The sequence below is a fragment of the Bengtsoniella intestinalis genome (genome assembly GCF_039719005.1).
Taxonomy (GTDB): domain Bacteria; phylum Bacillota; class Clostridia; order Oscillospirales; family Oscillospiraceae; genus Oscillibacter; species Oscillibacter intestinalis.
Window position 1 is genome coordinate 408,849 of record NZ_CP133584.1, and the last position, 23,514, is coordinate 432,362.

Here is a 23,514-nt window from a genome sequence, read left to right on the forward strand (position 1 = left end):
CCTCCTCGGTTATCTTTATTCTTACCAATAGTATACACCACAAAGCCATTGGGTGCAAGCAGGGTTTTGTAAAAATCATGGCGCAAAAACGCAACAATATCAGTGTTTTACAAGACTTTTACATCCATCGACAAAATTTCCTCTTGACAAATCTCCAGTTTGTGCTACAATTCAGTTAATATTTTTTATTAAAATAATTTAATTAAAAAATTAAAAACGAATAGGAGATTATTTCCATGACCTTTGAACAAATCCGTGATATTTTGGTAGACACCCTTGCCTGCGAGGCTGAACAAGTGACAATGGAAGCAACCCTAGCTGACGATCTGGGCGCCGACTCTCTGGCTGTGGTGGAACTGACCATGGCACTGGAAGAAGCCACTGGCACCACCATTGCTGACGAAGATGCTGTGAAGCTGAAAACCGTGGCAGACGTGCTGGCCTTCGTCAACAAAGGCTAATCCTCTATGAGCCGACGGATTGACTCCGTCGGCTCAGTGTGTCAAAGAACTCTACTCGGGGGAGCTCGAGGGGGCGGAGCCCACCTCGAATAAAATCAATCGCCATAATCCAGAATTTTTTATGACTAAAATAATTGCAAAATCCAACGAAGTTGCATTGTTTTAAACCTTCTTACTTGGGCGATTTTCAGCCCTGTCAAAAAAGACGCCCCACGTATGGCGCCTTTTTTGACAGGGCTGAGCCGACGAAGGTTTCTTCGTCGGCTCATTCTAGAAAGGAACACTCCATGACACCATTATTTTCTAAGGGTCGCACCCGTTACCTAGCCCAAAAAGCCTTACAAGACGGAAAAACCCAATTGGCTACCCAGCCCCAAAACGACGCAGGGCATATCCTGTGCGCTGGCTGTGGCGAAGCCATTACCACCGCCGCCCTGTCACAGCATTTTTTCGTCTGCCCCAGCTGTGGACACCACTTCCCCATCGGCGCTTATTACCGCATTCACTTTCTCCTTGACGCAGGCTCCTTTCAACAGTTGAGCCAACCTTACCACCCTAAGGTTTCCTTCCCCAGCTACAACGCCAAGCGCCAAGCCGCCCAAGAAGCCACTGGTTTAAACGATGCAATCGTCACCGCCACTGGCACCATTGACGGACGCAAGGTTGTGGTCGCTGTGCTAGACAGCCGCTTTTTAATGGGCAGTATGGGTACTGTCGTAGGCGAGGTTTTAACCCAAGCCATTGAATATGCCACAGGGAAAAAGTGCCCCTTACTCATCTTCTCCGCCAGCGGTGGCGCACGGATGCAAGAAGGGATTTTATCTCTGATGCAGATGGCCAAAACCTCCGCCGCCATTGCCGCATTTTCCAAAGCTGGCGGACTCTATATCTCTATCTTCACTCACCCCACCACTGGTGGCGTGACTGCCAGCTTCGCCTCTCTCGGCGATATCACCTTATCTGAACCCAATGCCCTCATCGGTTTTGCTGGCCCCCGTGTGATACAACAAACCATTGGGCAAACCCTGCCAGAAGGGTTTCAACGGGCAGAATATTTGATGGAGCACGGCTTTGTGGATGCCATTGTCCCCCGTGGACAAATGCGCCAAACCCTAGAGCAGTTATTGCTACTACACAGCAAAGGAGGGCGCACGTAATGCTCACCCCCAAACAACATTTAACCATTGCACGTCATGCCCAACGCCCCACTTGTGCTGATTTTGTAAATGGCCTGTGCACCGATTTCTTTCCCCAGTGTGGCGACCGTCTCTGCGCGGAAGATGAAGCCATCTTTGGTGGCATTGCACGGTTTCGTGGCAGACCTGTCACCGTGATTGGCACCCAAAAAGGAAAAAACTTAGAAGAAAATCTCCGCTATCGCTTTGGTATGCCCACGCCAGAGGGTTACCGCAAGGCACTACGAATGATGAAGCAGGCAGAAAAGTTTAACCGTCCCATTCTGACCTTCATCGACACCCCCGGTGCGTATCCCGGTTTAGAAGCCGAGCAACGGGGTCAAGGAGAAGCCATTGCCCGTAACCTTTTGGAAATGAGCCAGTTACAAGTCCCTGTCATTGCCATCATCACAGGTGAAGGCAACAGCGGTGGGGCTTTGGCTTTGGGCGTTGGCAACCGTGTGTTCATGCTAGAGCACGCAGTTTACTCCGTCCTCTCCCCTGAAGGCTTTGCCACTATCCTCTGGAAAGACAGTGCGCGCCAAGAAGATGCCTGCAATTTGATGAAGCTCACCGCCCAAGACCTGCTAGAACAGCGCGTCATCGACGGTATCATTCCCGAACCCATAGGCGGTGCCCATTTAGATTATCCCCAAATGATGTCTACCCTCTCTGACATCATTGCCAACGAATTGGGTGACTTATGCAAACTCAAACCCCATGTGTTGGCGCAAAAACGATATGATAAGTTCCGTCAAATGGGCAATCATGTCCTGACAAAGGAAGGCGCTTAATGAAAGGCTTACAAATTCACGGTCTTGGGCATTGCGCCCCTCATAACGTGGTCACCAACCATGATTTTACTAAAATTATCGACACCACTGAAGAGTGGATTGTCTCTCGCACTGGCATTGAAACTAGGCACCATGCCACCAGTGAAACCCACACAGACCTATGCGTCACCGCCGCCAAACAGGCACTGGAAACCGCAGGCATTGACCCCAGTCAAATCGGGGCTTGCATCGTGGCCACCATCACCCCTGAGTACACCGTGCCAGCGGCGGCGTGTATGGTACACAAAGCATTGTCCTTACCCAGCAACATCCCCTGTTTTGACATCAACACTGCTTGCACAGGCTTTCTCTCTGGTCTCCACACTATGGAGTGCTTACTCCAAAATAGCGACAAGCCCTACGGCTTACTCATTGGCGCCGAAGTGCTCAGCCGCATCATCAACTTTGACGACCGCTCCACCTGCATTCTCTTTGGAGACGGGGCTGGTGCCGCCATTGTGGGGGTACACCAAGGGGTTGCCTCCATTGGTGCCAATCTTGGCTGCCGTGGTGACGACCAAGTGTTGACCGTTGGCGGTGTGCACGCACATCAAGGTGCCCACATTGCCATGGAAGGCACGGCGGTGTTTAAATTTGCCGTGGAAACGGTGCCAGCGTGTATGAGTGCTGTCCTCCAAAACACTGGAGCCACCATTGACGACGTAGACTTTTTCGTCTTCCACCAAGCCAACGCCCGTATCATCGACTTGGCTGTGAAAAAATACCGCATCCCAGCGGATAAATACTATAAAAACATTGACCGTTATGGCAACACCTCTGCCGCCAGCATCCCCATGGTGCTCAGCGAGCTGTATCAGCAAGGCAAGGTGTCCTCAGGTAGCCGTGTGCTGTGCGTAGGCTTTGGTGGCGGTCTCACTTGGGGCGGTGCCCTGATTACATTTGCATGAGGTAACAACAATGAAATTAAATGAACTATTGGGCACAGAATTCCCCTTCATCCAAGGTGGTATGGCCAACATCGCCACTGGCGCCTTTGCCGCCGCTTGCTCCAACGCTGGCGCCTTGGGTACCATCGCCACTGGCGGTATGCGCGAAGCCAATCAGCTCCGTGAGCAAATTCAAATCTGCAAAAGCCTGACCGACAAGCCTTTTGGGGTCAATCTCATGCTGATGAACCCCTGCATGGATGACATGGTGCAAATCGTCATTGACGAAGGCGTTGGCGTGGTCACCACGGGGGCTGGCAATCCTTCCAAGTATATGAAGGCCTTCAAGGCCGCTGGCGTCAAGGTCATTCCCGTGGTGGCTGCCCCTATTCTAGCCCAACGACTGGTGAGCCTTGGGGCGGATGCCGTCATTGCCGAAGGGTGCGAAAGTGGCGGTCACATCGGTGAGATGACCACCATGGCGCTGGTGCCTCAAGTGGCAGATTGTGTCAACGTGCCTGTCATTGCTGCTGGTGGCATTGCCGATGGTCGTGGTGTCACCGCCGCCTTCGCCTTGGGTGCTTGCGGTGTGCAAGTGGGCACCTGCCTACTGGCCAGCGACGAATGCCCCATCCATGACAATTATAAAACCGCTCTTTTAAAAGCCAAAGGCAGTGACACCACCGTCACTGGTCGGTCTGCAGGGGCACCTGTCCGAATTTTGAAAAACAAAATGGCACGCCAATACTTGAAACTAGAAAAAGAAGGCGCACCTTTGGAAGAGCTGGAGTATTACACCTTAGGCGCGTTGCGCCGTTGTGTGGTGGAAGGCGATGTGGATATGGGAAGCGTGATGACAGGGCAAGTGGTGGGAATGCTAGACACCGTTCGTCCCCTACGCACCATTTTTGAAGACTTGTACCACGGCTACCAAGCCTGCCTGAACCGTCTGGAGGATGCCCTATGAAACTAGGCTTTCTCTATGCTGGTCAAGGGGCGCAAAAAGTGGGCATGGGGGCTGATTTATACGTCACCCATCCTGTGTTTACCCAAGTCTATGATAGTGTTTCCCTTGATTTTAATGTGAAGGAAACTTCCTTTACAGATAATGATAACAAGCTAAATCTCACCCAATACACCCAACCTTCCATGGTCACCTTTGCCATCGCCATGACCGACTTGCTCCGCCAGCGTGGTATCGTGCCAGCCATGGCAGCAGGTCTATCTCTGGGGAATATTCTGCCCTCTATGCCGCTGGTGTTTGGGACGCACAAACCACCATCCGCACTGTGTCCTTCCGTGGCAAAGCCATGGCGGCGGCGGCAGAAGGCATCCCTTGCGCCATGTATGCCGTGCTGGGGATGGACCGTGAACCCTTGGAGTCTATTTGCCGTGAAGCATCCTCTTTGGGGGTGGTCTGCTGTGCCAACTATAACTGCCCCAATCAAATCGTCATCGGTGGTGAGACCGTAGCGGTCGAACAAGCGGTTGCCCTTGCCAAAGAAGCGGGTGCCAAGCGGTGTTTACCCTTGAAGGTCAGTGGCCCCTTCCATACCCCACTGCTCAAACAAGCTGGAGATGATTTGGCAAACTATTTCAAAACCATTTCCTTCGCTACACCCACCATTCCCGTGGTGTTCAACTGCTTAGGCGGTGAAATGGATACAACTGATACCATCCCCCACTTATTAGAACAACAGGTGCAAAGTAGCGTTTACATGGAAGATTGCATCCGCCATATGGCACAATCCGTAGACGCATTGGTGGAAATCGGCCCAGGGTCTGTGCTCAAAGGCTTTGCCAAAAAAATCGCCCCCACCCTTCCCTGTTACAGCGTGGAAACCCTTGCCGATATCCAAGCCTTAGAACTGGCATTAGAAGGAGGAACACTATGATTTTAAGCGGACAAACTGCACTGGTCACTGGCGGCAGCCGTGGCATCGGTCATGCCATCTGCGTAGCGCTGGCACAAGCAGGTGCCAATGTTGTCTTTTCTTATGCTGGCAACGCCACTGCCGCCGAGGAGACCTTGCGCCTACTGCAATCCATGGATTGCAACGCCCTTGCCGTCCAAAGCGATGTCAGCGACGAAGCACAGGTGAAGGATTTAATCGCCCAAACCACTGCCGCCTTTGGTGCCATTGATATTTTGGTCAACAACGCTGGCATCACCCGCGATGGTCTGCTGATGACCATGAAAGAAGCCGACTTTGATGCCGTGATTGACACCAATTTAAAAGGTGCTTTCTTCACCATGAAGGCCGTGTGTCGTCCCATGATGAAGCGCCGTAGCGGTTGCATCATCAACCTCAGCTCTGTGGTGGGTGTTCATGGCAACGCTGGACAGGTGAACTACAGCGCCAGCAAGGCTGGGCTCATCGGCATGACCAAATCCCTTGCCAAAGAAGTGGCAAGCCGCAACATCACTGTCAATGCCATTGCCCCCGGCTTTATTGAAACCGATATGACCGAAGGCTTGCCCGCTGCCACCAAAGAAGCCCTCCTTTCCACCATCCCCATGGGTCGGTTGGGTCAAGGGGAGGATATTGCGAAGGCTGTGGTCTTTTTAGCCTCTGCCCCCTACATCACAGGACAAGTGCTGGGTGTAGACGGCGGCATGGGTATGTAAGGAGAATTGAGTATGAAAAAACGTACCGTCGTCATCACAGGTATGGGTGCCATCACCCCTTTGGGCCACACAGCCCAAGACACATGGCAAGCCATGAAATCTGGCACCTGTGGCATCGCCCCCATCACTTTATATGATACAAAAACCCAAAAAGTCACATTGGCGGCAGAGGTGAAAGACTTTGCCCCAGAACAATATTTAGACAAGCGTGCCGCCCGTAACATGGCGCGGTTCACCCAATTTGCCATGGTGGCCGCTAAGGAAGCCATTGCCGACTGTGGCTTTATTCCAACCGAGGCACTTGCCCACCGTTGCGGTGTGATTGTTTCCAGCGGCATTGGCAGTATGCAGTCCATGGAAACCGAGCATTCCAAAGGCCTTGAAAAAGGGTTCGACCGTGTGTCTCCCTATTTTATTCCCATGACCATTTGCAACATGGCCGCAGGGCAAATTGCCATTGAAGCTGGCTATCGCGGCCTATGCACCTGCCCTGTCACCGCTTGCGCTGGTGGCACCAATGCCATTGGCGATGGCTTCCGCGCCATTCGTGATGGCTATGCCGATGTGATGCTTTGTGGTGGTAGCGAAGCCGCCATCACCCCCTTGGCAGTGGGTGGATTCACCTCTTTGAAGGCTTTGGCCACCACTGACGATGTGAACCGCGCCTCCATCCCCTTTGACGCTGAACGTTCTGGATTTGTCATGGGCGAAGGTGCCGCCATGCTGATTTTGGAAGAATTGGAACACGCCAAAGCCCGTGGTGCCAAGATTTATGCCACCGTGGAAGGCTACGGTGCCACCTGTGATGCCCATCATATCACCGCCCCACGCCCTGACGGCTCTGGTGGTGCCATGGCTATGCAGTTGGCATTGGACGATGCTGGCATCTCCCCTGAACAAGTAGCGTATATCAATGCACACGGCACCTCTACCCACCTCAACGACGCTGGGGAAACAGCGGCAGTCAAAGCCGTATTTGGTGACCACGCCCACACCCTTGCCGTCAGTTCCACCAAGTCTATGACTGGTCATTTGCTAGGTGCAGCTGGCGCTGTGGAAGGGATGGTGACGGCACTGTCCTTGCAAGATGGATTTATTCCTGCCACCATCAATCTCCAACAGCCAGACCCTGATTGTGATTTGGATTACGTGCCAAACCAAGGGCGCACCGCCTCTATCCGCTACGCCATGAGCAATTCTCTGGGCTTTGGCGGTCACAATGCCAGCATTTTGCTGGGGAAATGGGAGGGCTAACTATGCTACAATTAAACTCCAATGAAATTGCACAGATTCTCCCTCACCGTTACCCCTTCGCCTTGGTTGACCGCATTGTTGACGGAGAAGCCGGCGTGTTCGCCAAAGGCATCAAATGCGTCAGCGTGGGAGAACCTATGTTTTGCGGTCACTTCCCTACCCAACACGTGATGCCCGGTGTGCTGATTATCGAAGCCATGGCGCAAGTCGGGGCGGTTGCCATCTTGTCAGTGCCTGAAAATAAAGGGAAAATCGCCTTTTTCGGTGGCATTAAAAACGCACGTTTCCGCCACAAAGTCATCCCCGGTGATGTGTTGGAGATGACCTGCACCTTAACCAAACAACGTGGCCCTGTTGGCATTGGCGAGGCAAAAGCCACGGTCAATGGGAAAGTGGTTGCCTCAGCAGAACTTACTTTTGCCATTGGAAATGAAGAATAAGCTTGCATTTGTCTTTGATTTTTGTTACTATATGAATGTAAATGTTAATCCCGATTGAAACGTGGCAGAAATCAACAAAAGGAGGAAATTGTCATGCTAAATGCTTTTTCCGAAGTCTATGTAAAATTCAAACTACACTTCTATCAGGAGATTTTTCAGCGCTTCCAATCCCGTGAAGCCAATCTCACCACAGTAGAGACCTTCTGCATGGAAACCGTGCAAGCCTTAGGCTCTCCCACCATCCATGAATTTGCATCCTTTATGCGAATTTCTCCTCCCAACGCGGCTTACAAAGTCAACAGTCTCATTAAAAAAGGCTATTTGTCCAAAAATCAATCTGCCACAGACCGCCGTGAATACCATCTGGCTGTGACCGAAAAATACACCTCTAACTACAACATCAGCTCATCCTACACTAAAGAGGTGACCCTCCGCATTGAAGAACGATTTTCCCCTGAAGATTGCGCCAAATTCCAAGAAATGCTGTCTATCATCAGTGAGGAATTGATGCCAGAGGTGGAGCTACCACCCAGCATTGTAAATCGTTTGCAATCAAAATAACCATGCGCCCATCGCCGTTGCGATGGGCGCATTTTCTTTTAAAAGAGCCAGTCTAACAGGCCTGTCTCTTGGCTGTCTAAATATTGCCCAGCAGCAGCAAGCATCACCACAGCTTGGCTACGCGCCAAAGGTTCTTCTAAGATTTCACTGCCAAAGCTACCCACTGCAACCACATCAATGGCCTCCAAATTGCCCACCGCTTGGTCTGCCCAATGGTTGACAACGGTTTGACCGTACCACACCGCTAAATCCACGTCTTCTACTCCTAAAACGCGACTAAGCATGGCAGACGCTTCGCTAAAGGTAATGGTTTCTGCACCTTGAAACGCAACCCCGTCTTGGGTTGGCACCCCTTGGACATACCCTGCCATAACGGCAGTGGCAACATAATTTTTCGTAGCGGCATTCAAATTACTATCGTCACAAAAACTGGTGATAGAAACTGTGGCAATCTCCACGCCCACCACCTCCATGGCCATGGCCAAAAACTCACTGCGACTAACGGTTCGTGTTGGTTCCAAATAATAGTTCTCACCAATCTTTGTCCCTGCAAACACCCCTTCTTCCGCCAAATATTGGGCGGCGGCCGCCTCTACAGGGGTTGTGTCGGCATAGGTGACATCGCTTTTTACCTTTTCGATGTTCACCAGCACCGTGGCAGGTGCCGAGCAATTTCCTTGACTGTCAATTGCAATATAGGTAAAGCGATCAGAACCACTTTTCCCTTTGATGGGCGTGTAGATAAATGCCGTTCCATCCAGCTCCACTGTGCCTTTTTTTGCCGCTGTATCAACAGTGTACGTGATGTCATCTCCTTGGCTGTCCACCGCCAACAACTGCCCTTGATAAGCAATATCGCAATAAGTGGTAAACTCCAACTCCTGCGCAATCGGTGCACCTTCTGGCGGAACCGCATAATTTTGAGAAAATAGTGCCAGCACGCCACTTTGCAACCCCAGCGCAAAGGCTAAACCTAACGCTATAAATCCCTTTGGTTTTTTCATATCAAACTTCCTCCTAAAATCTATACAAACCTGCCACCCCTCGTAAGAGGGGCTGGGTGCAGCCCAGTAGGGGCGTTAGCCCCATGGCAGGTGCGTGACGGCTTTTTGCTCGCCCAACGGGCGCTCTAGTGAACGCTAGAGCAAGGGCGAAGCCCTAGACAAAAATCTTATAGTTGATAGCAGTAGTTTGCGCCAATTTTGGTGGTTTATACAGATAAAAAAGCAAAAAAAGTACCTGCCATCAGGCAGGTACTTTTGATTGTGTAAGCGTTATGCTTATTCTTCGCGCATTTTTGCGAAGCAATCGCTGCAGTACACGGGGCGGTCAGACTTGGGTTCAAAAGGAACCTTTGCTTCGCCACCGCAGGATGCACACACGGCTGTGAAGAATTCACGGGGGCCACGGGTAGCATTCTTGCGAGCGTCACGGCAGGCTTTGCAGCGTTGTGGTTCGTTTTGGAAGCCACGTTCTGCGTAGAATTCTTGTTCACCAGCGGTGAATACAAATTCAGAGCCACATTCTTTACACACTAAAGTCTTGTCTTCGTACATGATTTTTCCCTCTCTTTGCGTCAGAAAATTATATTTGCGTTCAGTTGCCACTGAGATCGCTCTGGGTGAGTTGCTGTGCCACTTTACGCCGAATACGTTGCACAGCATTGTCCACAGACTTGGGTGTTTTCCCAACTGTGGCGGCAATTTCCATATAGGAAAGGCCGTCTAAATAGAACCCTAAAATCTTCGACTCTAACTCAGACAACTGCTTTTGCACCTGTGTCATCAAGTCCTTGGCGCCTTCTTGGTCGATATATAAATCTTCCGGATTGCCATGGCTTTGGGTGGTGCTTGCTTTGTAGGAATGATCTTCAAAGAAAGGGGTATCCAATGGAATGGATTGGTTCAAGGGCGCGTGTTTATCTCGACTGGCCCAACGGAGAGCCGAGAGCAAACGATTGCGAATACAAACCTCAGCAAAGGTGCGAAAGGTGGCTTCGCGAGAACCATCAAATTCACGGATGGCACGGAGGAGTCCTACCATGCCCTCTTGGGTCAAGTCTTCACTGTCTCCACCAACTAAGAAAAACGGACGCGCGCATGACCGCACCAAGCGTGTATAGCGAATGACTAGAATTTCTTCCGCCTCCCGCTGTCCTTGGCTCACCAATTGACACAACTGTTCATCGTTTAATTGTTGGGAATCCATCTCAATCCCTAGATTTTCCATATCCTATTATACCCATTTTCTAACATGGCTGTCAAGCGTTTTAGCGAAAAACACCATGAATTTTTAAATAAAATCAAGACTTTTTATAAAAGTAACCAAATTTTCTGCCAAATTTTTGGCAATCTGTTCAGTTTTAGCTTCCACCATCACTCGAATGAGGGCTTCTGTGCCAGATGCTCGCACCAAAATGCGACCAGCGCCTGCCAAGGCAGCTTCCTCTTTTGCCACCTGTTCTGCCAGTGCTGGGCTTGCCATAATGGCTTCTTTCACACCTCCGCTATGGGGCACAGCCAAGTTTACCAGCACTTGTGGATAAGTGGGGCAAACCCCAGCCAACTCTGATGCCTTTTTTCCAGATTGTGCCAACACGCGCAAAAATTGAAGTGCGGTCACTTCCCCATCACCTGTGGTTTCCACCTCTGTGAAAATAGTATGCCCCGATTGCTCACCACCCAAACAGTAGCCGTGTTCCAACATTTTTTCCAATACATTGCGGTCACCCACATCGGTGCAAATTAAATCGATGCCACTGTTGCGGCAAAACTCATGCAACCCTAAATTGCTCATGACAGTGGCCACCAACGTGTTACCTTTCAGCTTGCCGCGGCGCTTCAAATCCCCAGCGCACACTGCCATAATTTTATCGCCGTCAATCATGTCGCCTTTTTCATCCACCAGCAAGCAACGGTCAGCATCCCCATCAAAGGCCACACCTACGTCGTACTTTCCTGCCTTTACACCAGCTGCCAAATCCTCCAAATGAGTGGAACCACAGCGCTGATTGATATTGATACCATCAGGGCCGTGGTGGATAAAATCAGTCCGCGCCTTAAAGCGACCAAACAGCTCCAAAGCCGTGGTAGAAGCCGCACCATTGGCACAGTCCACCAAAATCCGCAAGGGTGCCAAATCATGGTCGATGGTGCCTGCCACAAAATTAATATACTCCGCCTTCAGCGCACGCATCCCGTGGTGACGGCGACCAATTTCCCCGTGGGTACGGACTTTAATGGGTTTCTCTGAAAGAATAACTTCTTCAATCCGCAGTTCCATTTCGTCGGGCATTTTGTATCCTTGACCACCAAAGAGCTTGATGCCATTATGCTCATATGGATTGTGAGACGCAGAAATCACAATGCCTGCATCCGCCTTTTCTTCCATGGCCAAATAGGCCACAGCAGGGGTGGGAATGGTGCCCACAGGCTTCACATCGCCTCCCACAGAGCAAATGCCAGCCATCAACGCAGACTCCAACATATCCGAAGAAATGCGAGTGTCTTTCCCGATGACCACCACAGGGCGACGGCCTGTTTCCTCTTGCAGCACAATACCCACAGCCTGCCCCACACGAAACGCCATATCAACAGTGAGGTTCTCCCCCACCACGCCACGAATGCCGTCAGTTCCAAATAATTTACCCATACTATATTAAACTCCTAAATTTATCGTTATATCCCGCTATGTGATTCTTTTTTCAATAATACAAGAAACATAGCGTAGGGCAAGGGCTTGCCCCCGCCGTTTTCCCTAGGTCGTTGCGGACGGCGAGGGCAAGCCCCCGCCCTACATTTTCAGCGCAACTATCACAACATCAAATTGCCTTTACACATCCATCCCCAGTTGCCCCACATAATCGATATGCAGGTGTTGATAGGCCTTTTGGGTGGCGCAACGCCCACGAGGGGTGCGTGTCAAAAAGCCGATTTGCATCAAATACGGTTCGTACACATCTTCTAACGTAATGGACTCTTCCCCAATGGTAGCGGCCAAGGTTTCCAACCCCACAGGCCCACCGCTATAGTGCTCAATGATGGCACTCAGCATCCGCCGATCCACTGGGTCAAGACCCAGATAGTCGATTTCCAGCGCAGATAGAGCCATGTCAGCCAATTCTTTGGTGATGACACCGTCTCCTTTCACCTGTGCAAAGTCACGCACACGGCGAAGCATACGGTTGGCAATTCGTGGCGTACCACGAGAGCGCCGTGCAATTTCAAAAGCACCATCTTCTTCGATGGGCACATTTAATAAGGTTGCACTCCGCTTGACAATCAGCGCCAATTCCTCAGGCGTATACAATTCTAGGCGCAAAGTCACCCCAAAACGGTCACGCAGTGGGGCTGACAATTGCCCCGAACGGGTGGTAGCACCAATCAAGGTAAACGGTGGCAAATCCAAACGAATGGAGTTGGCTGTAGGGCCTTTGCCTACCATAATATCCAGCGCATAGTCTTCCATGGCAGGATAGAGAATTTCCTCCACCGTGCGATTTAAACGGTGAATTTCGTCCACGAATAGGATGTCGTGCTCCCCAAGATTGGTCAATAAAGCTGCTAAATCTCCTGCCTTTTCAATGGCTGGTCCAGCAGTGATGCGAAGATTGACCCCCATTTCTTGGGCAATGATGCCTGCCAATGTGGTTTTCCCCAGTCCTGGGGGGCCATGGAGCAACACGTGATCAAGAGATTCTCCACGGCGCTGTGCCGCTTGGATGAAAATAGACAGGTTTTCCTTGGCTTTTTCCTGCCCAATGTATTCGCTTAATAATTTAGGACGCAAAGATACCTCGCCACTGTCCTCTTGCAACAGGGTTTTGGTGACGATGGGTTGCTCATAAATATCGGTGCCAAAATCAATGCTCATGCCGAGCCTCCTTACGATTGATCCACGTAGGGTTGATGTACCAACAAGGCACACACAGCCCTAGCGCGCCGAACCACACACTGCTTGCCCCCCCAACTGGAGTGACACAAGTGGCGAAAAATACACCACTGACAAAGCAAGTGATAATCAATAAATACTGCAAACACCGCACTCTAGCTTGTGGGTCTTTATATGCGGTGCAACATTGCTCAGAAAAGCTTCGCAGGTTTCCCGAGCACATGGTGGTGGCATACGGCGCATGATTGCCCATGGTTTTAAAGCTTTGGGTCTGCATGGCTGCCACAAAAGAAATGATGACATTGGCCAGCAAATTCCATCGCCCCAAAGGGATACACCCCACAACCAAGAGCAATCCAATTTCCAACAACAAAATCCGCTGTTGCCATTGGCTATCCGTGCCCATATGGCGCTGGAGTTGCACTGCCACCATCACCCCAACAGAAAAGGCCACAATGGACAATAGATATTTCATTGCCCCGTCTGGGAGATACCCTGTCAAACTCAAAACAGTGTATATCATATTCCCTGTCTGCATGGTGGCGAACGCGCCATCTCGCAACAAATAGGAGTAGCCATCCATATAGCCACCTACGCAAGCCAAAATAGCGCCTATGTAAATTGAATCGGGTCTTTGCTTCATGCTGTGCTCCTGCTTATTTCACCATTTTCTTCAAACTTTGACGGATAATTTCTTCCAGTGGCAACCCTGCCACGTCCACCCCGTCCATGGCGATGGCCACTTCTTGAGAGGAATAACCCAGCACTGCCAACGCCGTAGCCGCCTCTGTCGCCTTAGACGAGAACACTGCACCGCTAGAGGCCGCTTTGCTTCCTGCTGGCACCCCAAAAGAGGCCTGCTCTTTGGCCAGTTTATCCTTCAATTCCAAAATAATCCGCTGGGCAATTTTCTTGCCGATGCCAGGGGCAACGGTCAAGGTTTTTTCATCTCCCGTAACGATGGCCAGAGCCAAATGCTCTGGGGTGGACACTGATAAAATCGCCAGTGCCGCCTTAGGGCCTACCCCAGAAATACCAATGAGCATTTTAAAGCTATTGAGTTCTGCCAAGGTGGCAAATCCAAATAAATCCATGGCATCTTCTCTTACATTTAAGTATGTGTAAAGTCTAGATACTTTACCCTTATTCAGAGAGGCCAAGGTGTGATTTGTGGTGGCGCAGGCATAGCCAACGCCGCCGCAATCGATAACCGCAAGGCTTGGTAGCACCTCCGCCACCGTACCTTCTACATAATAAAACATAGTGTTCTCCTATTCAAATAATGACCAATGATACAACGAAAATCCATTGCCAACCACAGTCATTCACCATTCGTCATTAGTCTCTCACCTTTAAATGGTCTGCTTCACGTTTTGATTTTGTGGCAAGCGTGAGCTCATGCTCCGCCCGTGACACAAGGCAATGGCCAACGCATCAGCCGCATCGTCTGGGCGCGGCAAAGCTTTGAGCTTCAACAGCATACGGGTCATTTCCATCATCTGCCGTTTTTCCGCTTTCCCATACCCTGTCAGCGCAAGCTTCACTTGCGAGGGCGTGTATTCGTACAGGGGTATCCCTGCTGCTTCTGCCGCCAATAATATAACCCCACGCCCATGGGCTACGGCAATGCCTGTGGTGATATTATTGTTGAAAAACAGCTCTTCCACCGCCATCACATCAGGCTTTAGCTGGGCAAGCAAGCTGTCCATATCCTGTGAAATCTGATATAATCGCCGTGATAACGGCAATCCTGCTGGCGTGGTGATCACGCCGTAGTGCACCATGGTGCCTTGCCCTCTGTCCATCTCCACCAAGCCAAAACCAATGGTGGCGATACCAGGGTCAATGCCAAGTATACGCATGGTCTTCCCTCCCATGTTACAATTCAATCTAGTATACCAAATTTTCGCCACTTTTGCAACATGGTTTCCCTTGGAATTCACGAAAATTTCTTTTACAAATCTACTATTTTATGCTATACTATATGACGAATAAAAAAATTCCCTTTTTCAAGGAGAACAATAGTATGGAATACCTTTCCCGCAGTGAAGCGGACACCCAAGAGATTGCCCAATCCTTGGCGCCCACCTTACCTACTGGCACTGTACTGGCTTATCGTGGTGACTTAGGCATGGGTAAAACCGCCTTTACCCGTGGCTTGGCATTGGGGCTAGGCTACACAGGTCGGGTCACCAGCCCCACCTTTAACATTGTCAACGAATATTTAGGCACCATCCCCCTGTTTCATTTCGACTTATACCGCCTACCAGACAGTGATGCACTGTTCGACATTGGTTGGGGAGACTATCTGGAACGTGACGGCATTTGCGCCGTGGAATGGAGCGAACGGGCAGAAGATTTACTGCCTAGCCACACTCTGTGGGTTACAATTAATCGCCATCCAGACGACGAAAATTGGCGCACCATCACGGTGGAAGGAGGGTCTGACACATGAAAATTTTAGCCTTAGAAACCTCGGCAAAAGCTGTGTCTGTGGCGCTGATTGAAGATGGCATCATCCTCGCCAGTGCTTATCAAAACACAGGGCTCACCCATAGCCGCACCTTGATGCCCATGGTAGAAGGTATGCTGGCAAATGCTGAGATTCCCAAAACCGCAGTAGCGGCCATTGCCGTTGCCCAAGGCCCCGGTTCTTTCACGGGCATTCGCATTGGTGTGTCTGCTGCAAAAGGGCTTGCCTTCGCCTTAAATATCCCTGCCGTAGGCGTTTCCACGTTGGAAGCTATGGCACAAAACCTAACCCACTGTGACGGCACCATCGTCTGCGCCATGGACGCACGACGGAGCCAAGTTTACAACGCCATCTTCACTGTAAAGGACAATACCTTCACACGCAATTGTGATGACCGCGCCATTGCGCTGGCTGATTTGGCTGCAGAATTACAGGCCACCCCCACCCCCATTTACATCGTTGGCGATGGTGGAAAGCTGGCCTATGACTATCTAACTGACCAAGGCCTCAGCGTCATCCTCGCACCTCCCCATTTACAAATGCAACAAGCCATTGGCGTTGGGCTTTGTGCCCAACAAGCCTTGGCAAACGGCGACGCTGGCGATAGCGCCGCCTTAACCCCCAATTACCTGCGCCTCTCCCAAGCAGAACGAGAACGAAATGAACGATTGAAAAAGGAGACCACCCAATGAACACCACCATTTTAAGCCACCCCATTATCTCTCACAAGGTAACCCTGCTGCGCAAAACCGACACCGCCAGTAAAGACTTCCGCATCTTGGTTTCTGAAATTGCAACCATGATGGCCTATGAAGCAACCCGTGATTTGGAACTGCAAGACGTGTCAATCACTACCCCTTTACAGCAAATGACTGGCAAGGAAATCGCTGGTAAAAAATTAGTGTTAGTCCCCATTTTGCGTGCTGGCTTAGGGATGCTAGACGGGGTGTTAACCCTGTTGCCCTCCGCCCGTGTGGGACACATTGGTTTGGCCCGTGACCACGAAACCCTCCAACCCATCAAGTACTATTACAATATGCCCAAGGAATTGGACAAACGTGACGTGCTGGTGCTAGACCCCATGTTGGCCACTGGTGGCTCCGCTTCTGCCGCCATCGATTTTTTAAAGGCTGACGGCTGCAAACGCATCAAATTACTGTGCGTGCTGGGTGCGCCTGAAGGGGTGGCTCGCATCGAAAAAGACCATCCTGATGTGCAGATTTACATCGCAGAGCTAGACGAACGCCTCAACGAGCATGGCTACATCCTTCCCGGTTTGGGCGATGCTGGTGACCGTATTTTCGCAACCAAATAAAATGACATCCGCAGCGTAGCAGTAAATTTGCTATACTGCGGATTATTTTTTTCAAATAAACCCTGCCTGTTGTTTTATTTTTCGTGTATATTGCTAATTTTTGCAAGTCATCAAGAATATTCTTGCAAAAACCCTTGCAAGTTTTATGGATTTAGTGTAGTATAGCATTAGAGAATAACCTTCTTAGGTTTATATTAAAATACAAGGAGCGTACCATGAAAAAAATTCAAATGACCACCCCTTTGGTGGAAATGGATGGGGACGAAATGACCCGTATCCTCTGGCAAATGATTAAAGACAAGCTGATTTTGCCCTTCGTTGATTTAAAAACTGAGTACTACGATTTAGGTCTCTTGCACCGCAATGAAACCAAAGACCAAGTCACCATTGACTCCGCCCATGCCACTCGCAAGTACGGTGTAGCTGTAAAGTGTGCTACCATTACACCAAACGCACAGCGCATGGTTGAATATCCTGCATTGACCCAAATGTGGAAGTCTCCCAACGGCACCATCCGTTCTATCTTAGATGGCACTGTCTTCCGTGCCCCCATCACCATCGACCCTGTCTCCCCTGTGGTGAAAACTTGGAAAAAGCCCATTACCATTGCCCGTCATGCCTATGGTGACATTTATAAAGCCAAAGAAATTGAAACCACAGAAGCTGGCACTGCAAAACTGATTTTCACAGGCGAAAGTGGCCAAGAAACCGTTTTACAATGCGACCAACTCAACTGCGGCTCTATCTGGCAAGTGTCTCACAACAAAGAAGATTCTATCCGCTCCTTTGCCAAATCCTGCTTCCAATATGCCATCGACACCAAGCAAGATTTGTGGTTCTCCACCAAAGATACCATCGCCAAGATTTATGACGGTGCATTCAAACGTATTTTTGAAGAAGAATTTGTAGGCTACAAAGCCCAATTCGATGCACTGGGTTTGGAATATTTCTACACCTTAATTGACGACGCCGTGGCTCGTGTCATCCGCTCTGAAGGCGGCTACATCTGGGCTTGCAAAAACTACGACGGTGATGTGATGAGCGACATGATCTCCACCGCCTTTGGTTCTCTGGCCATGATGACCTCTGTGTTGGTCTCCCCCGACGGCACCATGGAATTTGAAGCCGCTCACGGCACGGTCACCCGTCACTATTACAAACATTTGAAGGGCGAACAAACCTCCACCAACCCTGTGGCCACCATTTTTGCATGGTCTGGTGCATTGAAGCGCCGCGGCGAATTAGACGGCCTCGCCGATTTGATTGCCTACGGCGAAGCATTAGAATCCGCTTGCTTGGAAACCATGGAAAACGGTACCATGACCAAGGATTTGGTCGGCTTGGTTGAAGCTGATTTCAAGGCCACTGCCGTCAACAGCGAAGAATTCCTCGACGCCATCGCCTCTACTCTCTCTGCCAAATTAGCATAATCTTTCTTTTAACTGGCACCATAGAAACAAGAATTCTATGGTGCCAGTTTTTTCATTTTTTATAGGTGAAATCTCTAAAAATACATTGCAAATCCCTCCATTTGTGGTATAATATGGTTGTTAGTTATAAACACAAAACCGTGGGTGCAATCCCAACGAAAAAGGAGAAGATTATGGCCTTAGAAAGCAAGCCCAATAGCGTCATTGAACAGCTCTCTCAAGATATTACCCTGCCTAAAATGGTAAAGGTACACCAATCCTTTGATACCACCTGTATCCCCAAAGATGAAATTTCCAGCGTGGTGCAAAGTCAACTGGCCAATGAAGCCATTGCCAGCAAAATTCAACCTGGTATGCGCATCGCCATCACCTGCGGTAGCCGTGGCGTCAACAACATTGACACCATGCTCAAAGCCATTGTTGATTTCGTAAAATCCAAAGGCGCTGAGCCCTTTATCTTCCCTGCTATGGGCAGTCACGGCGGCGCCACCGCCCAAGGGCAAATCGATGTTCTCTCCAGCTATCATGTGACCGAGGAAACCATGGGCTGTCCCATTTGTGCCTCTATGGAAACTGTCCACATCGGCACCACTGTAGAAGGTAGCTCTGTCCACATTGACCGCTATGCCCACGAAGCAGACGGCGTGATTCTCTGCGGTCGCATCAAGGCACATACCAGTTTCCGCGGTGCTTACGAAAGTGGCTTGATTAAAATGTCTGTCATCGGTCTTGGCAAACAACACGGCGCTGAGTCTGTCCACTCCACTGGTTTTGAAAATATGGCTCGCGTCATGCCTCAATTTGCCCGTGTTGTTTTTGACAACACCAACATCATCTGTGGTGTGGGTTCTTTGGAAAACGCATACGATGACACCTTTAAAATCATCGGCTTGACCCCCGATGAAATCTGGGCACAAGAACCTGATCTACTCAACGAAGCAAAAAACCGTATGGGTCGTATTTGGATTGACAAAACCGACGTATTGGTGGTAGATAAAATCGGCAAAAACATCTCTGGTGACGGTATGGATCCAAACATCACTGGTACCTTTGCCTGCCCTGATACCGCCTGTGACGGCAAACCCGGCCCCTTGACCGCTCAAAAATGCGTGGTGTTGGACTTGACTGACGAAACACACGGCAATGCCAACGGTGTAGGTTTGGCTGACGTGACAACCAAGCGTCTTGTGGACAAAACCGACGTGGACTTGAGCTATCCCAATGCCGTCACCGCCACTGTGCTCTCCACCATGAAAATCCCCATGTTCACCCACTCTGACATCAGCGCCATCCGTTTGGCTGTGCGCACTTGTAACTGCATTGACCATAAAAATCCTGAAATCATTCGCATCGAAAACTCCAATGATTTGGGTCATATTTGGGTTTCTGCGGCATTGATTCCCCAAGTGGAAGCCCATCCCAATCTGTCTTTGGACGGCAAATTGGAAGACTGGGGCTTTGACGAAAAAGGCAATCTCTGGTAAATTTTATAACACACAACGCCACCCAACTTTGATGGGTGGCGTTTGTTTTTCACATAAGAAAAGGGACGGCATCGCCGTCCCTTTTGCTCTGTGAAATTTGATTTACACTTGTGCCAAATAGCGTTGCAACGTACTACGAACGGCATGGGGACCTGCGATCAACTCTTTAAACATTCCTTGCACTTTATCACTCAAACCAGCTTCCACCAAGTCAATGCCAAAGAGATTGGCATTGGTCAACAGCGGCAACAATTGGTCACCAACAGTTTCTGGTTTTCCGAATGCAATGCCAGAAAGTTGTGCTTGCAAAACATCAAGCATGGGGTCTTGGCTGCAGGTCATAGGTTGACCTTCGTCGTCAATGGCCATCAAATACCGTAAGAATCCAGCCAATACCAAGGGGATAAAGGTCAAAGAACTGGCTTCTAACTCTGGATGATTGTGGTAAGATTTGATGGTTTCACCAAAACGCACAGGCACCTTTTGGCTGGTGTCGGTGGCAATGCGTTGGGGTTCATCAGGGATAAATGGATTGGGGAATCGTTGCTCAATGACTTCTTTGATAAAGGCTTTGGGAGCAATAATTTTAGGGTCAACCACCACAGGCATTCCCTCTTGATAGCCGATGGTTTCAATCAGCTTTTTTAAGTCAGCATCCTTTAACTCCTGCGCAATTCGGGAGTAACCCAGCAGGCAACCATACACCGCCAAAGTGGTGTGCAAGGGGTTGAGACACGTGGTCACTTTCATACGTTCGCTGTCGTTAACCGTTTCACGATTGGTCATATACACGCCAGCCTCTTCCAACGGAGGACGGCCGTTGGGGAAGCTATCTTCAATAACCAGATATTCAGGGATTTCAGCATTGACAAAGGGGGCAATGACACTTTTTTTGCAGGTCAGTAATGGTTGCATCTCTTCCACGCCATCTTTTTCCAACAAATCTGCCACTTCATTGGCAGAGCGAGGGGTGATTTTGTCAATCATAGACCATGGAAATGCCACGTTTTTCTCGTCTTCAATCCATGTCACAAATTCTGGGCTGACAAAACCAGCTTCCTGCCAAGCCTTTGCCACACCTACCAAACTGGCACGGAGTTTTTCCCCGTTGTGAGAGCAGTTATCCATGCTGACCATGGCGATGGGAGCGGCACACGCTTGGAATCGCGCCCACAACATAGCCGTAGAAACACTCATCACTTGGGTACACTGGTCAGGGCCAGCCTTAAAATCTTCAGCTAGTTTAGGCAACACTTCCCCGTCTAAACCCAGTAATGCGTAACCCTTTTCCGTGATGGTATAGGACACCATTTGCAAAGAAGGATTCTCAAAAACAGCTTTCAATTTGGCAAATTCTTCGGTATACATAGGATTAGAGCGCAAGCCCATCCCCAGAGATGCCACAACGCTTTTTTCGATAGAGCCGTCAGCCTTCAGCGCAGCCAGCAATGTCATGCAGTCGTTGGGCACAAACAGCTTTTCATAAATTTCATAACCAGTAGAAGTATCGCAAGCCACGATTCCTTCTTTGACCAAACCTTTTTGCAACAAATCATGATGCAAACGTGCAATAAATCCTCGGAACAAATTCCCAGAACCAAAATGCACCCAAGTGGGTGTTTCTTCCGTTTGCGCCACCATGGCTGGCCAGTCGAATTTCAAAGTTTCAATGTTGGCAGCTTCCCAAGCCGCCGTATCTTGCAAACCAACATAATTGAGTTTCATTTTTTAATCCTCCGTGTGTTATCTTGGGTATTCAACATTATTTCCACTATTTCCAAAGTAAATATATATTTAAAATTAATAAATATTTATTTATTTCTCAGCAAATAAATTTCTAAACATACCAGACCATTGCCCCATTTTCCACGATAATTCATCATATGATTTATCAATTTTTCAGGGTATTTTGTAGAAAATAACCATCCATTTTTATTTAGTTTTTTCAGCTACTTTTTCGCTATATATTTTATAAACCCCTGTAAAATCAGCTTCAAAACGTTAGAACTGTAGATATTTACTTTCAATACTTATACTATAACACATCTCATCAATTTGGTCTAGTGACCAGATGGAAAAAGTGGAAAACACTTTTTGTGCACAACGACAAAATATACCAAAACCAACGGAAAAAGCTTGCTTCACAGCGCCAGCGGTGTATAATATAGTTAACAGGAATTGCCAAGGGTTTTCCCTGTTTTCACCAACCAACTTTACAATCAAAACGGAGGTAAGCACAGGGGTGAACCTGTGTGATTATGTATGAAAAATTTTATGGATAAAGACTTCTTATTGAAGACTGAAACTGCCAAACACCTATTCCACACCTATGCTGAAAATATGCCATTGGTGGACTATCACTGCCATATTGACCCTAAGGAAATTTACGAAAATCGCCGCTTTAGCAACCTCCACGAAGCTTGGCTGGAAGCCGACCACTATAAGTGGCGTTTGATGCGCTCCAACGGTATCGATGAATCCTATATCACTGGTGAGCAAACACCGTTTGACTGCATGAAAAAATATGTGGAAGCACTAGAACCTTCCATCGGCAACCCTCTTTATCACTGGACGAACTTGGAATTGCGCAAATATTTTGGCTATGAGGGTTACCTCTGTTCCGAAACAGTAGATGCAGTTTGGAATCTGGCCAACCGCCAACTACAAGAAGATGAAAATCTCACTGTTCGTGGTTTGATTGCCCAGTCTAAGGTGGCCATGATCGGCACCACTGACGACCCCATTGATTCTTTGGAATGGCACAAGAAATTGGCTGATGACCCCACTTTTACCACCCAAGTCTGCCCTTCTTTCCGTCCTGACAATGCCATCAACATTGGCAAAGCTGGCTTTGTGGCCTACATCGGCAAGCTGGCTGCCAGCGTAGGCAAAGATGCTTTGAATTCTGTGGAAGAAATTTGCGCCGCATTGACCGAACGCTTAGAATTTTTCGTTTCTCTTGGTTGCCGCGCCACTGACCACGGTTTGGATTATATCCCCTACGTGGAATGCACCATGGAACAAGCCAATGCCATTTATCAAAAAGCCATTGCTGGCCAATCCTTGACCAAAGACGAAATCGACGGCTATCAAACTGTGATTATGATGCACTTGGCTCAAAATTACCATCGCCTCGACATTGCCATGCAGCTCCACTATTCCTGCTTGCGTGATATGAACCAAAAACGCTTTGAAGCACTGGGTTCCAACAGTGGTTTTGATATGGTGGGTCAAAATGATTGTATCCACGCCATTGCCAAGTTCCTTTCTGCTCTGGATTACACCAACCAATGCCCCAAAACCATCATTTACTCTCTGGATGCCGGGGATTATGACCGCGTGTGCGCTTTGATTGGCTGTTTCCAAAATAGTGAATTGGCTGGCAAACTGCAACACGGTTCTGGCTGGTGGTTCAACGACACTAAAACTGGCATGGAAGCCCAAATGATTTCCCTTGCTAACCTCAGCATTCTGGGCAACTTTGTGGGCATGCTCACCGACAGCCGCTCTTTCTTGTCTTATGCACGTCACGATTATTTCCGTCGCATTATGTGTAATCTCATTGGCCAATGGGTGGAAGACGGTGAATATCCCAACGACGAAAAAGCACTGCAAAAAATCGTTGAAGGCATTTCCTTCAACAATGCTGCTCGCTATTTCAATCTGTAACTCTAAATCACAA

General features: G+C 49.3%; 24 protein-coding genes and 1 pseudogene. 16 read left to right on the forward strand and 9 right to left on the reverse strand.

The genetic code is table 11. The features are described 5' to 3' along the window. The first annotated feature begins 236 nt into the window (after positions 1-236). The 10 genes and pseudogenes from acpP (at position 237) to RFF05_RS02155 (ending at position 8,240) form a co-directional block, all read left to right on the forward strand. Positions 237-461, forward strand: a complete 225-nt coding sequence (gene acpP, locus RFF05_RS02110; protein ID WP_409968784.1) for an acyl carrier protein — start codon at positions 237-239, stop codon at positions 459-461. A gap of 287 nt (positions 462-748) precedes the next feature. Next, entirely contained in the window at positions 749-1,618 is an 870-nt protein-coding gene (accD, locus tag RFF05_RS02115; RefSeq protein ID WP_409968785.1) for an acetyl-CoA carboxylase, carboxyltransferase subunit beta, read from the forward strand. Then, positions 1,618-2,430, forward strand: a complete 813-nt coding sequence (locus RFF05_RS02120) for an acetyl-CoA carboxylase carboxyltransferase subunit alpha (RefSeq protein WP_409968786.1) — start codon at positions 1,618-1,620, stop codon at positions 2,428-2,430. Before accD ends, RFF05_RS02120 begins: the two co-directional genes overlap by 1 nt. Beyond that, the gene (locus RFF05_RS02125) at positions 2,430-3,377 is read left to right on the forward strand and encodes a beta-ketoacyl-ACP synthase 3 (protein ID WP_409968787.1); all 948 of its coding nucleotides are present in this window, start codon (positions 2,430-2,432) and stop codon (positions 3,375-3,377) included. The genes RFF05_RS02120 and RFF05_RS02125 overlap by 1 nt, the downstream gene beginning before the upstream one ends. Before the next feature lie 10 nt (positions 3,378-3,387). Next, a complete protein-coding gene (locus tag RFF05_RS02130; RefSeq protein WP_409968788.1) occupies positions 3,388-4,323 on the forward strand; it encodes a DUF561 domain-containing protein in 936 nt (311 codons plus the stop codon). Positions 4,324-4,367: 44 nt separating this feature from the next. Continuing rightward, positions 4,368-5,251 (forward strand): annotated as a pseudogene (locus RFF05_RS02135) (ACP S-malonyltransferase). After that, positions 5,248-5,985 carry a 3-oxoacyl-[acyl-carrier-protein] reductase gene (gene fabG / locus RFF05_RS02140; protein ID WP_409968789.1) on the forward strand — a complete coding sequence of 246 codons (738 nt, stop codon included), beginning with the start codon at positions 5,248-5,250 and terminating at the stop codon, positions 5,983-5,985. The pseudogene RFF05_RS02135 and the gene fabG overlap by 4 nt, the downstream one beginning before the upstream one ends. Before the next feature lie 12 nt (positions 5,986-5,997). Further along, positions 5,998-7,239, forward strand: coding sequence for a beta-ketoacyl-ACP synthase II (gene fabF, locus RFF05_RS02145; RefSeq protein WP_409968790.1), 1,242 nt, complete (start codon positions 5,998-6,000; stop codon positions 7,237-7,239). Positions 7,240-7,241: 2 nt separating this feature from the next. Next, entirely contained in the window at positions 7,242-7,679 is a 438-nt protein-coding gene (gene fabZ / locus RFF05_RS02150; protein ID WP_409968791.1) for a 3-hydroxyacyl-ACP dehydratase FabZ, read from the forward strand. A gap of 93 nt (positions 7,680-7,772) precedes the next feature. Further along, positions 7,773-8,240, forward strand: coding sequence for a MarR family winged helix-turn-helix transcriptional regulator (locus tag RFF05_RS02155; RefSeq protein ID WP_409968792.1), 468 nt, complete (start codon positions 7,773-7,775; stop codon positions 8,238-8,240). Positions 8,241-8,278: 38 nt separating this feature from the next. On the opposite strand, the gene RFF05_RS02160 is transcribed toward RFF05_RS02155, so the two are convergent. The 8 genes from RFF05_RS02160 to ruvC all read right to left on the reverse strand — a co-directional run bounded on the left by RFF05_RS02160 (position 8,279) and on the right by ruvC (position 14,992). Then, entirely contained in the window at positions 8,279-9,244 is a 966-nt protein-coding gene (locus tag RFF05_RS02160; RefSeq protein ID WP_409968793.1) for an Ig-like domain-containing protein, read from the reverse strand. 276 nt (positions 9,245-9,520) lie between these two features. Beyond that, positions 9,521-9,796 (reverse strand): zinc-ribbon domain containing protein, encoded by a 276-nt coding sequence (locus RFF05_RS02165; RefSeq protein ID WP_409968794.1) that lies wholly within the window; start codon positions 9,794-9,796, stop codon positions 9,521-9,523. Between the two features lie 40 nt (positions 9,797-9,836). Then, the gene (locus RFF05_RS02170) at positions 9,837-10,469 is read right to left on the reverse strand and encodes a sigma-70 family RNA polymerase sigma factor (RefSeq protein WP_409968795.1); all 633 of its coding nucleotides are present in this window, start codon (positions 10,467-10,469) and stop codon (positions 9,837-9,839) included. 63 nt (positions 10,470-10,532) lie between these two features. Beyond that, positions 10,533-11,891, reverse strand: a complete 1,359-nt coding sequence (glmM, locus tag RFF05_RS02175) for a phosphoglucosamine mutase (RefSeq protein WP_409968796.1) — start codon at positions 11,889-11,891, stop codon at positions 10,533-10,535. Positions 11,892-12,071: 180 nt separating this feature from the next. Continuing rightward, entirely contained in the window at positions 12,072-13,112 is a 1,041-nt protein-coding gene (gene ruvB / locus RFF05_RS02180; RefSeq protein WP_409968797.1) for a Holliday junction branch migration DNA helicase RuvB, read from the reverse strand. Beyond that, the gene (locus tag RFF05_RS02185; RefSeq protein WP_409968798.1) at positions 13,102-13,773 is read right to left on the reverse strand and encodes a YoaK family protein; all 672 of its coding nucleotides are present in this window, start codon (positions 13,771-13,773) and stop codon (positions 13,102-13,104) included. The genes ruvB and RFF05_RS02185 overlap by 11 nt, the downstream gene beginning before the upstream one ends. Positions 13,774-13,786: 13 nt before the next feature. Further along, positions 13,787-14,392: a Holliday junction branch migration protein RuvA gene (ruvA, locus tag RFF05_RS02190; protein ID WP_409968799.1), complete on the reverse strand. Its 606-nt coding sequence runs from the start codon at positions 14,390-14,392 to the stop codon at positions 13,787-13,789. 90 nt (positions 14,393-14,482) lie between these two features. Further along, positions 14,483-14,992 carry a crossover junction endodeoxyribonuclease RuvC gene (gene ruvC / locus RFF05_RS02195; RefSeq protein WP_409968800.1) on the reverse strand — a complete coding sequence of 170 codons (510 nt, stop codon included), beginning with the start codon at positions 14,990-14,992 and terminating at the stop codon, positions 14,483-14,485. Between the two features lie 164 nt (positions 14,993-15,156). Here ruvC and tsaE point away from each other — a divergent pair, with 164 nt between their 5' ends. The 5 genes from tsaE to RFF05_RS02220 all read left to right on the forward strand — a co-directional run bounded on the left by tsaE (position 15,157) and on the right by RFF05_RS02220 (position 19,832). Beyond that, a complete protein-coding gene (gene tsaE, locus RFF05_RS02200) occupies positions 15,157-15,585 on the forward strand; it encodes a tRNA (adenosine(37)-N6)-threonylcarbamoyltransferase complex ATPase subunit type 1 TsaE (protein WP_409968801.1) in 429 nt (142 codons plus the stop codon). After that, entirely contained in the window at positions 15,582-16,295 is a 714-nt protein-coding gene (tsaB, locus tag RFF05_RS02205) for a tRNA (adenosine(37)-N6)-threonylcarbamoyltransferase complex dimerization subunit type 1 TsaB (protein ID WP_409968802.1), read from the forward strand. The genes tsaE and tsaB overlap by 4 nt, the downstream gene beginning before the upstream one ends. Further along, entirely contained in the window at positions 16,292-16,918 is a 627-nt protein-coding gene (upp, locus tag RFF05_RS02210) for a uracil phosphoribosyltransferase (RefSeq protein ID WP_409968803.1), read from the forward strand. Before tsaB ends, upp begins: the two co-directional genes overlap by 4 nt. Positions 16,919-17,133: 215 nt before the next feature. Continuing rightward, positions 17,134-18,348, forward strand: coding sequence for an NADP-dependent isocitrate dehydrogenase (locus RFF05_RS02215; protein ID WP_409968804.1), 1,215 nt, complete (start codon positions 17,134-17,136; stop codon positions 18,346-18,348). Between the two features lie 173 nt (positions 18,349-18,521). Continuing rightward, positions 18,522-19,832 carry a lactate racemase domain-containing protein gene (locus RFF05_RS02220; RefSeq protein ID WP_409968805.1) on the forward strand — a complete coding sequence of 437 codons (1,311 nt, stop codon included), beginning with the start codon at positions 18,522-18,524 and terminating at the stop codon, positions 19,830-19,832. Positions 19,833-19,934: 102 nt separating this feature from the next. On the opposite strand, the gene RFF05_RS02225 is transcribed toward RFF05_RS02220, so the two are convergent. After that, entirely contained in the window at positions 19,935-21,557 is a 1,623-nt protein-coding gene (locus RFF05_RS02225; RefSeq protein WP_409968806.1) for a mannitol dehydrogenase family protein, read from the reverse strand. 537 nt (positions 21,558-22,094) lie between these two features. Between RFF05_RS02225 and uxaC the strand changes: the two genes are divergently transcribed. Continuing rightward, entirely contained in the window at positions 22,095-23,501 is a 1,407-nt protein-coding gene (gene uxaC / locus RFF05_RS02230; protein WP_409968807.1) for a glucuronate isomerase, read from the forward strand. The last annotated feature ends 13 nt before the right edge of the window (positions 23,502-23,514 follow it).

Excerpts from the sequence above, each read along its gene's own strand:
- acpP (WP_409968784.1), top strand. The coding sequence starts at position 237 with ATGACCTTTGAACAAATCCGTGATATTTTGGTAGACACCCTTGCCTGC.
- accD (WP_409968785.1), top strand. The coding sequence starts at position 749 with ATGACACCATTATTTTCTAAGGGTCGCACCCGTTACCTAGCCCAAAAA.
- RFF05_RS02120 (WP_409968786.1), top strand. The coding sequence starts at position 1,618 with ATGCTCACCCCCAAACAACATTTAACCATTGCACGTCATGCCCAACGC.
- RFF05_RS02125 (WP_409968787.1), top strand. The coding sequence starts at position 2,430 with ATGAAAGGCTTACAAATTCACGGTCTTGGGCATTGCGCCCCTCATAAC.
- RFF05_RS02130 (WP_409968788.1), top strand. The coding sequence starts at position 3,388 with ATGAAATTAAATGAACTATTGGGCACAGAATTCCCCTTCATCCAAGGT.
- fabG (WP_409968789.1), top strand. The coding sequence starts at position 5,248 with ATGATTTTAAGCGGACAAACTGCACTGGTCACTGGCGGCAGCCGTGGC.
- fabF (WP_409968790.1), top strand. The coding sequence starts at position 5,998 with ATGAAAAAACGTACCGTCGTCATCACAGGTATGGGTGCCATCACCCCT.
- fabZ (WP_409968791.1), top strand. The coding sequence starts at position 7,242 with ATGCTACAATTAAACTCCAATGAAATTGCACAGATTCTCCCTCACCGT.
- RFF05_RS02155 (WP_409968792.1), top strand. The coding sequence starts at position 7,773 with ATGCTAAATGCTTTTTCCGAAGTCTATGTAAAATTCAAACTACACTTC.
- RFF05_RS02160 (WP_409968793.1), bottom strand. The coding sequence starts at position 9,244 with ATGAAAAAACCAAAGGGATTTATAGCGTTAGGTTTAGCCTTTGCGCTG.
- RFF05_RS02165 (WP_409968794.1), bottom strand. The coding sequence starts at position 9,796 with ATGTACGAAGACAAGACTTTAGTGTGTAAAGAATGTGGCTCTGAATTT.
- RFF05_RS02170 (WP_409968795.1), bottom strand. The coding sequence starts at position 10,469 with ATGGAAAATCTAGGGATTGAGATGGATTCCCAACAATTAAACGATGAA.
- glmM (WP_409968796.1), bottom strand. The coding sequence starts at position 11,891 with ATGGGTAAATTATTTGGAACTGACGGCATTCGTGGCGTGGTGGGGGAG.
- ruvB (WP_409968797.1), bottom strand. The coding sequence starts at position 13,112 with ATGAGCATTGATTTTGGCACCGATATTTATGAGCAACCCATCGTCACC.
- RFF05_RS02185 (WP_409968798.1), bottom strand. The coding sequence starts at position 13,773 with ATGAAGCAAAGACCCGATTCAATTTACATAGGCGCTATTTTGGCTTGC.
- ruvA (WP_409968799.1), bottom strand. The coding sequence starts at position 14,392 with ATGTTTTATTATGTAGAAGGTACGGTGGCGGAGGTGCTACCAAGCCTT.
- ruvC (WP_409968800.1), bottom strand. The coding sequence starts at position 14,992 with ATGCGTATACTTGGCATTGACCCTGGTATCGCCACCATTGGTTTTGGC.
- tsaE (WP_409968801.1), top strand. The coding sequence starts at position 15,157 with ATGGAATACCTTTCCCGCAGTGAAGCGGACACCCAAGAGATTGCCCAA.
- tsaB (WP_409968802.1), top strand. The coding sequence starts at position 15,582 with ATGAAAATTTTAGCCTTAGAAACCTCGGCAAAAGCTGTGTCTGTGGCG.
- upp (WP_409968803.1), top strand. The coding sequence starts at position 16,292 with ATGAACACCACCATTTTAAGCCACCCCATTATCTCTCACAAGGTAACC.
- RFF05_RS02215 (WP_409968804.1), top strand. The coding sequence starts at position 17,134 with ATGAAAAAAATTCAAATGACCACCCCTTTGGTGGAAATGGATGGGGAC.
- RFF05_RS02220 (WP_409968805.1), top strand. The coding sequence starts at position 18,522 with ATGGCCTTAGAAAGCAAGCCCAATAGCGTCATTGAACAGCTCTCTCAA.
- RFF05_RS02225 (WP_409968806.1), bottom strand. The coding sequence starts at position 21,557 with ATGAAACTCAATTATGTTGGTTTGCAAGATACGGCGGCTTGGGAAGCT.
- uxaC (WP_409968807.1), top strand. The coding sequence starts at position 22,095 with ATGAAAAATTTTATGGATAAAGACTTCTTATTGAAGACTGAAACTGCC.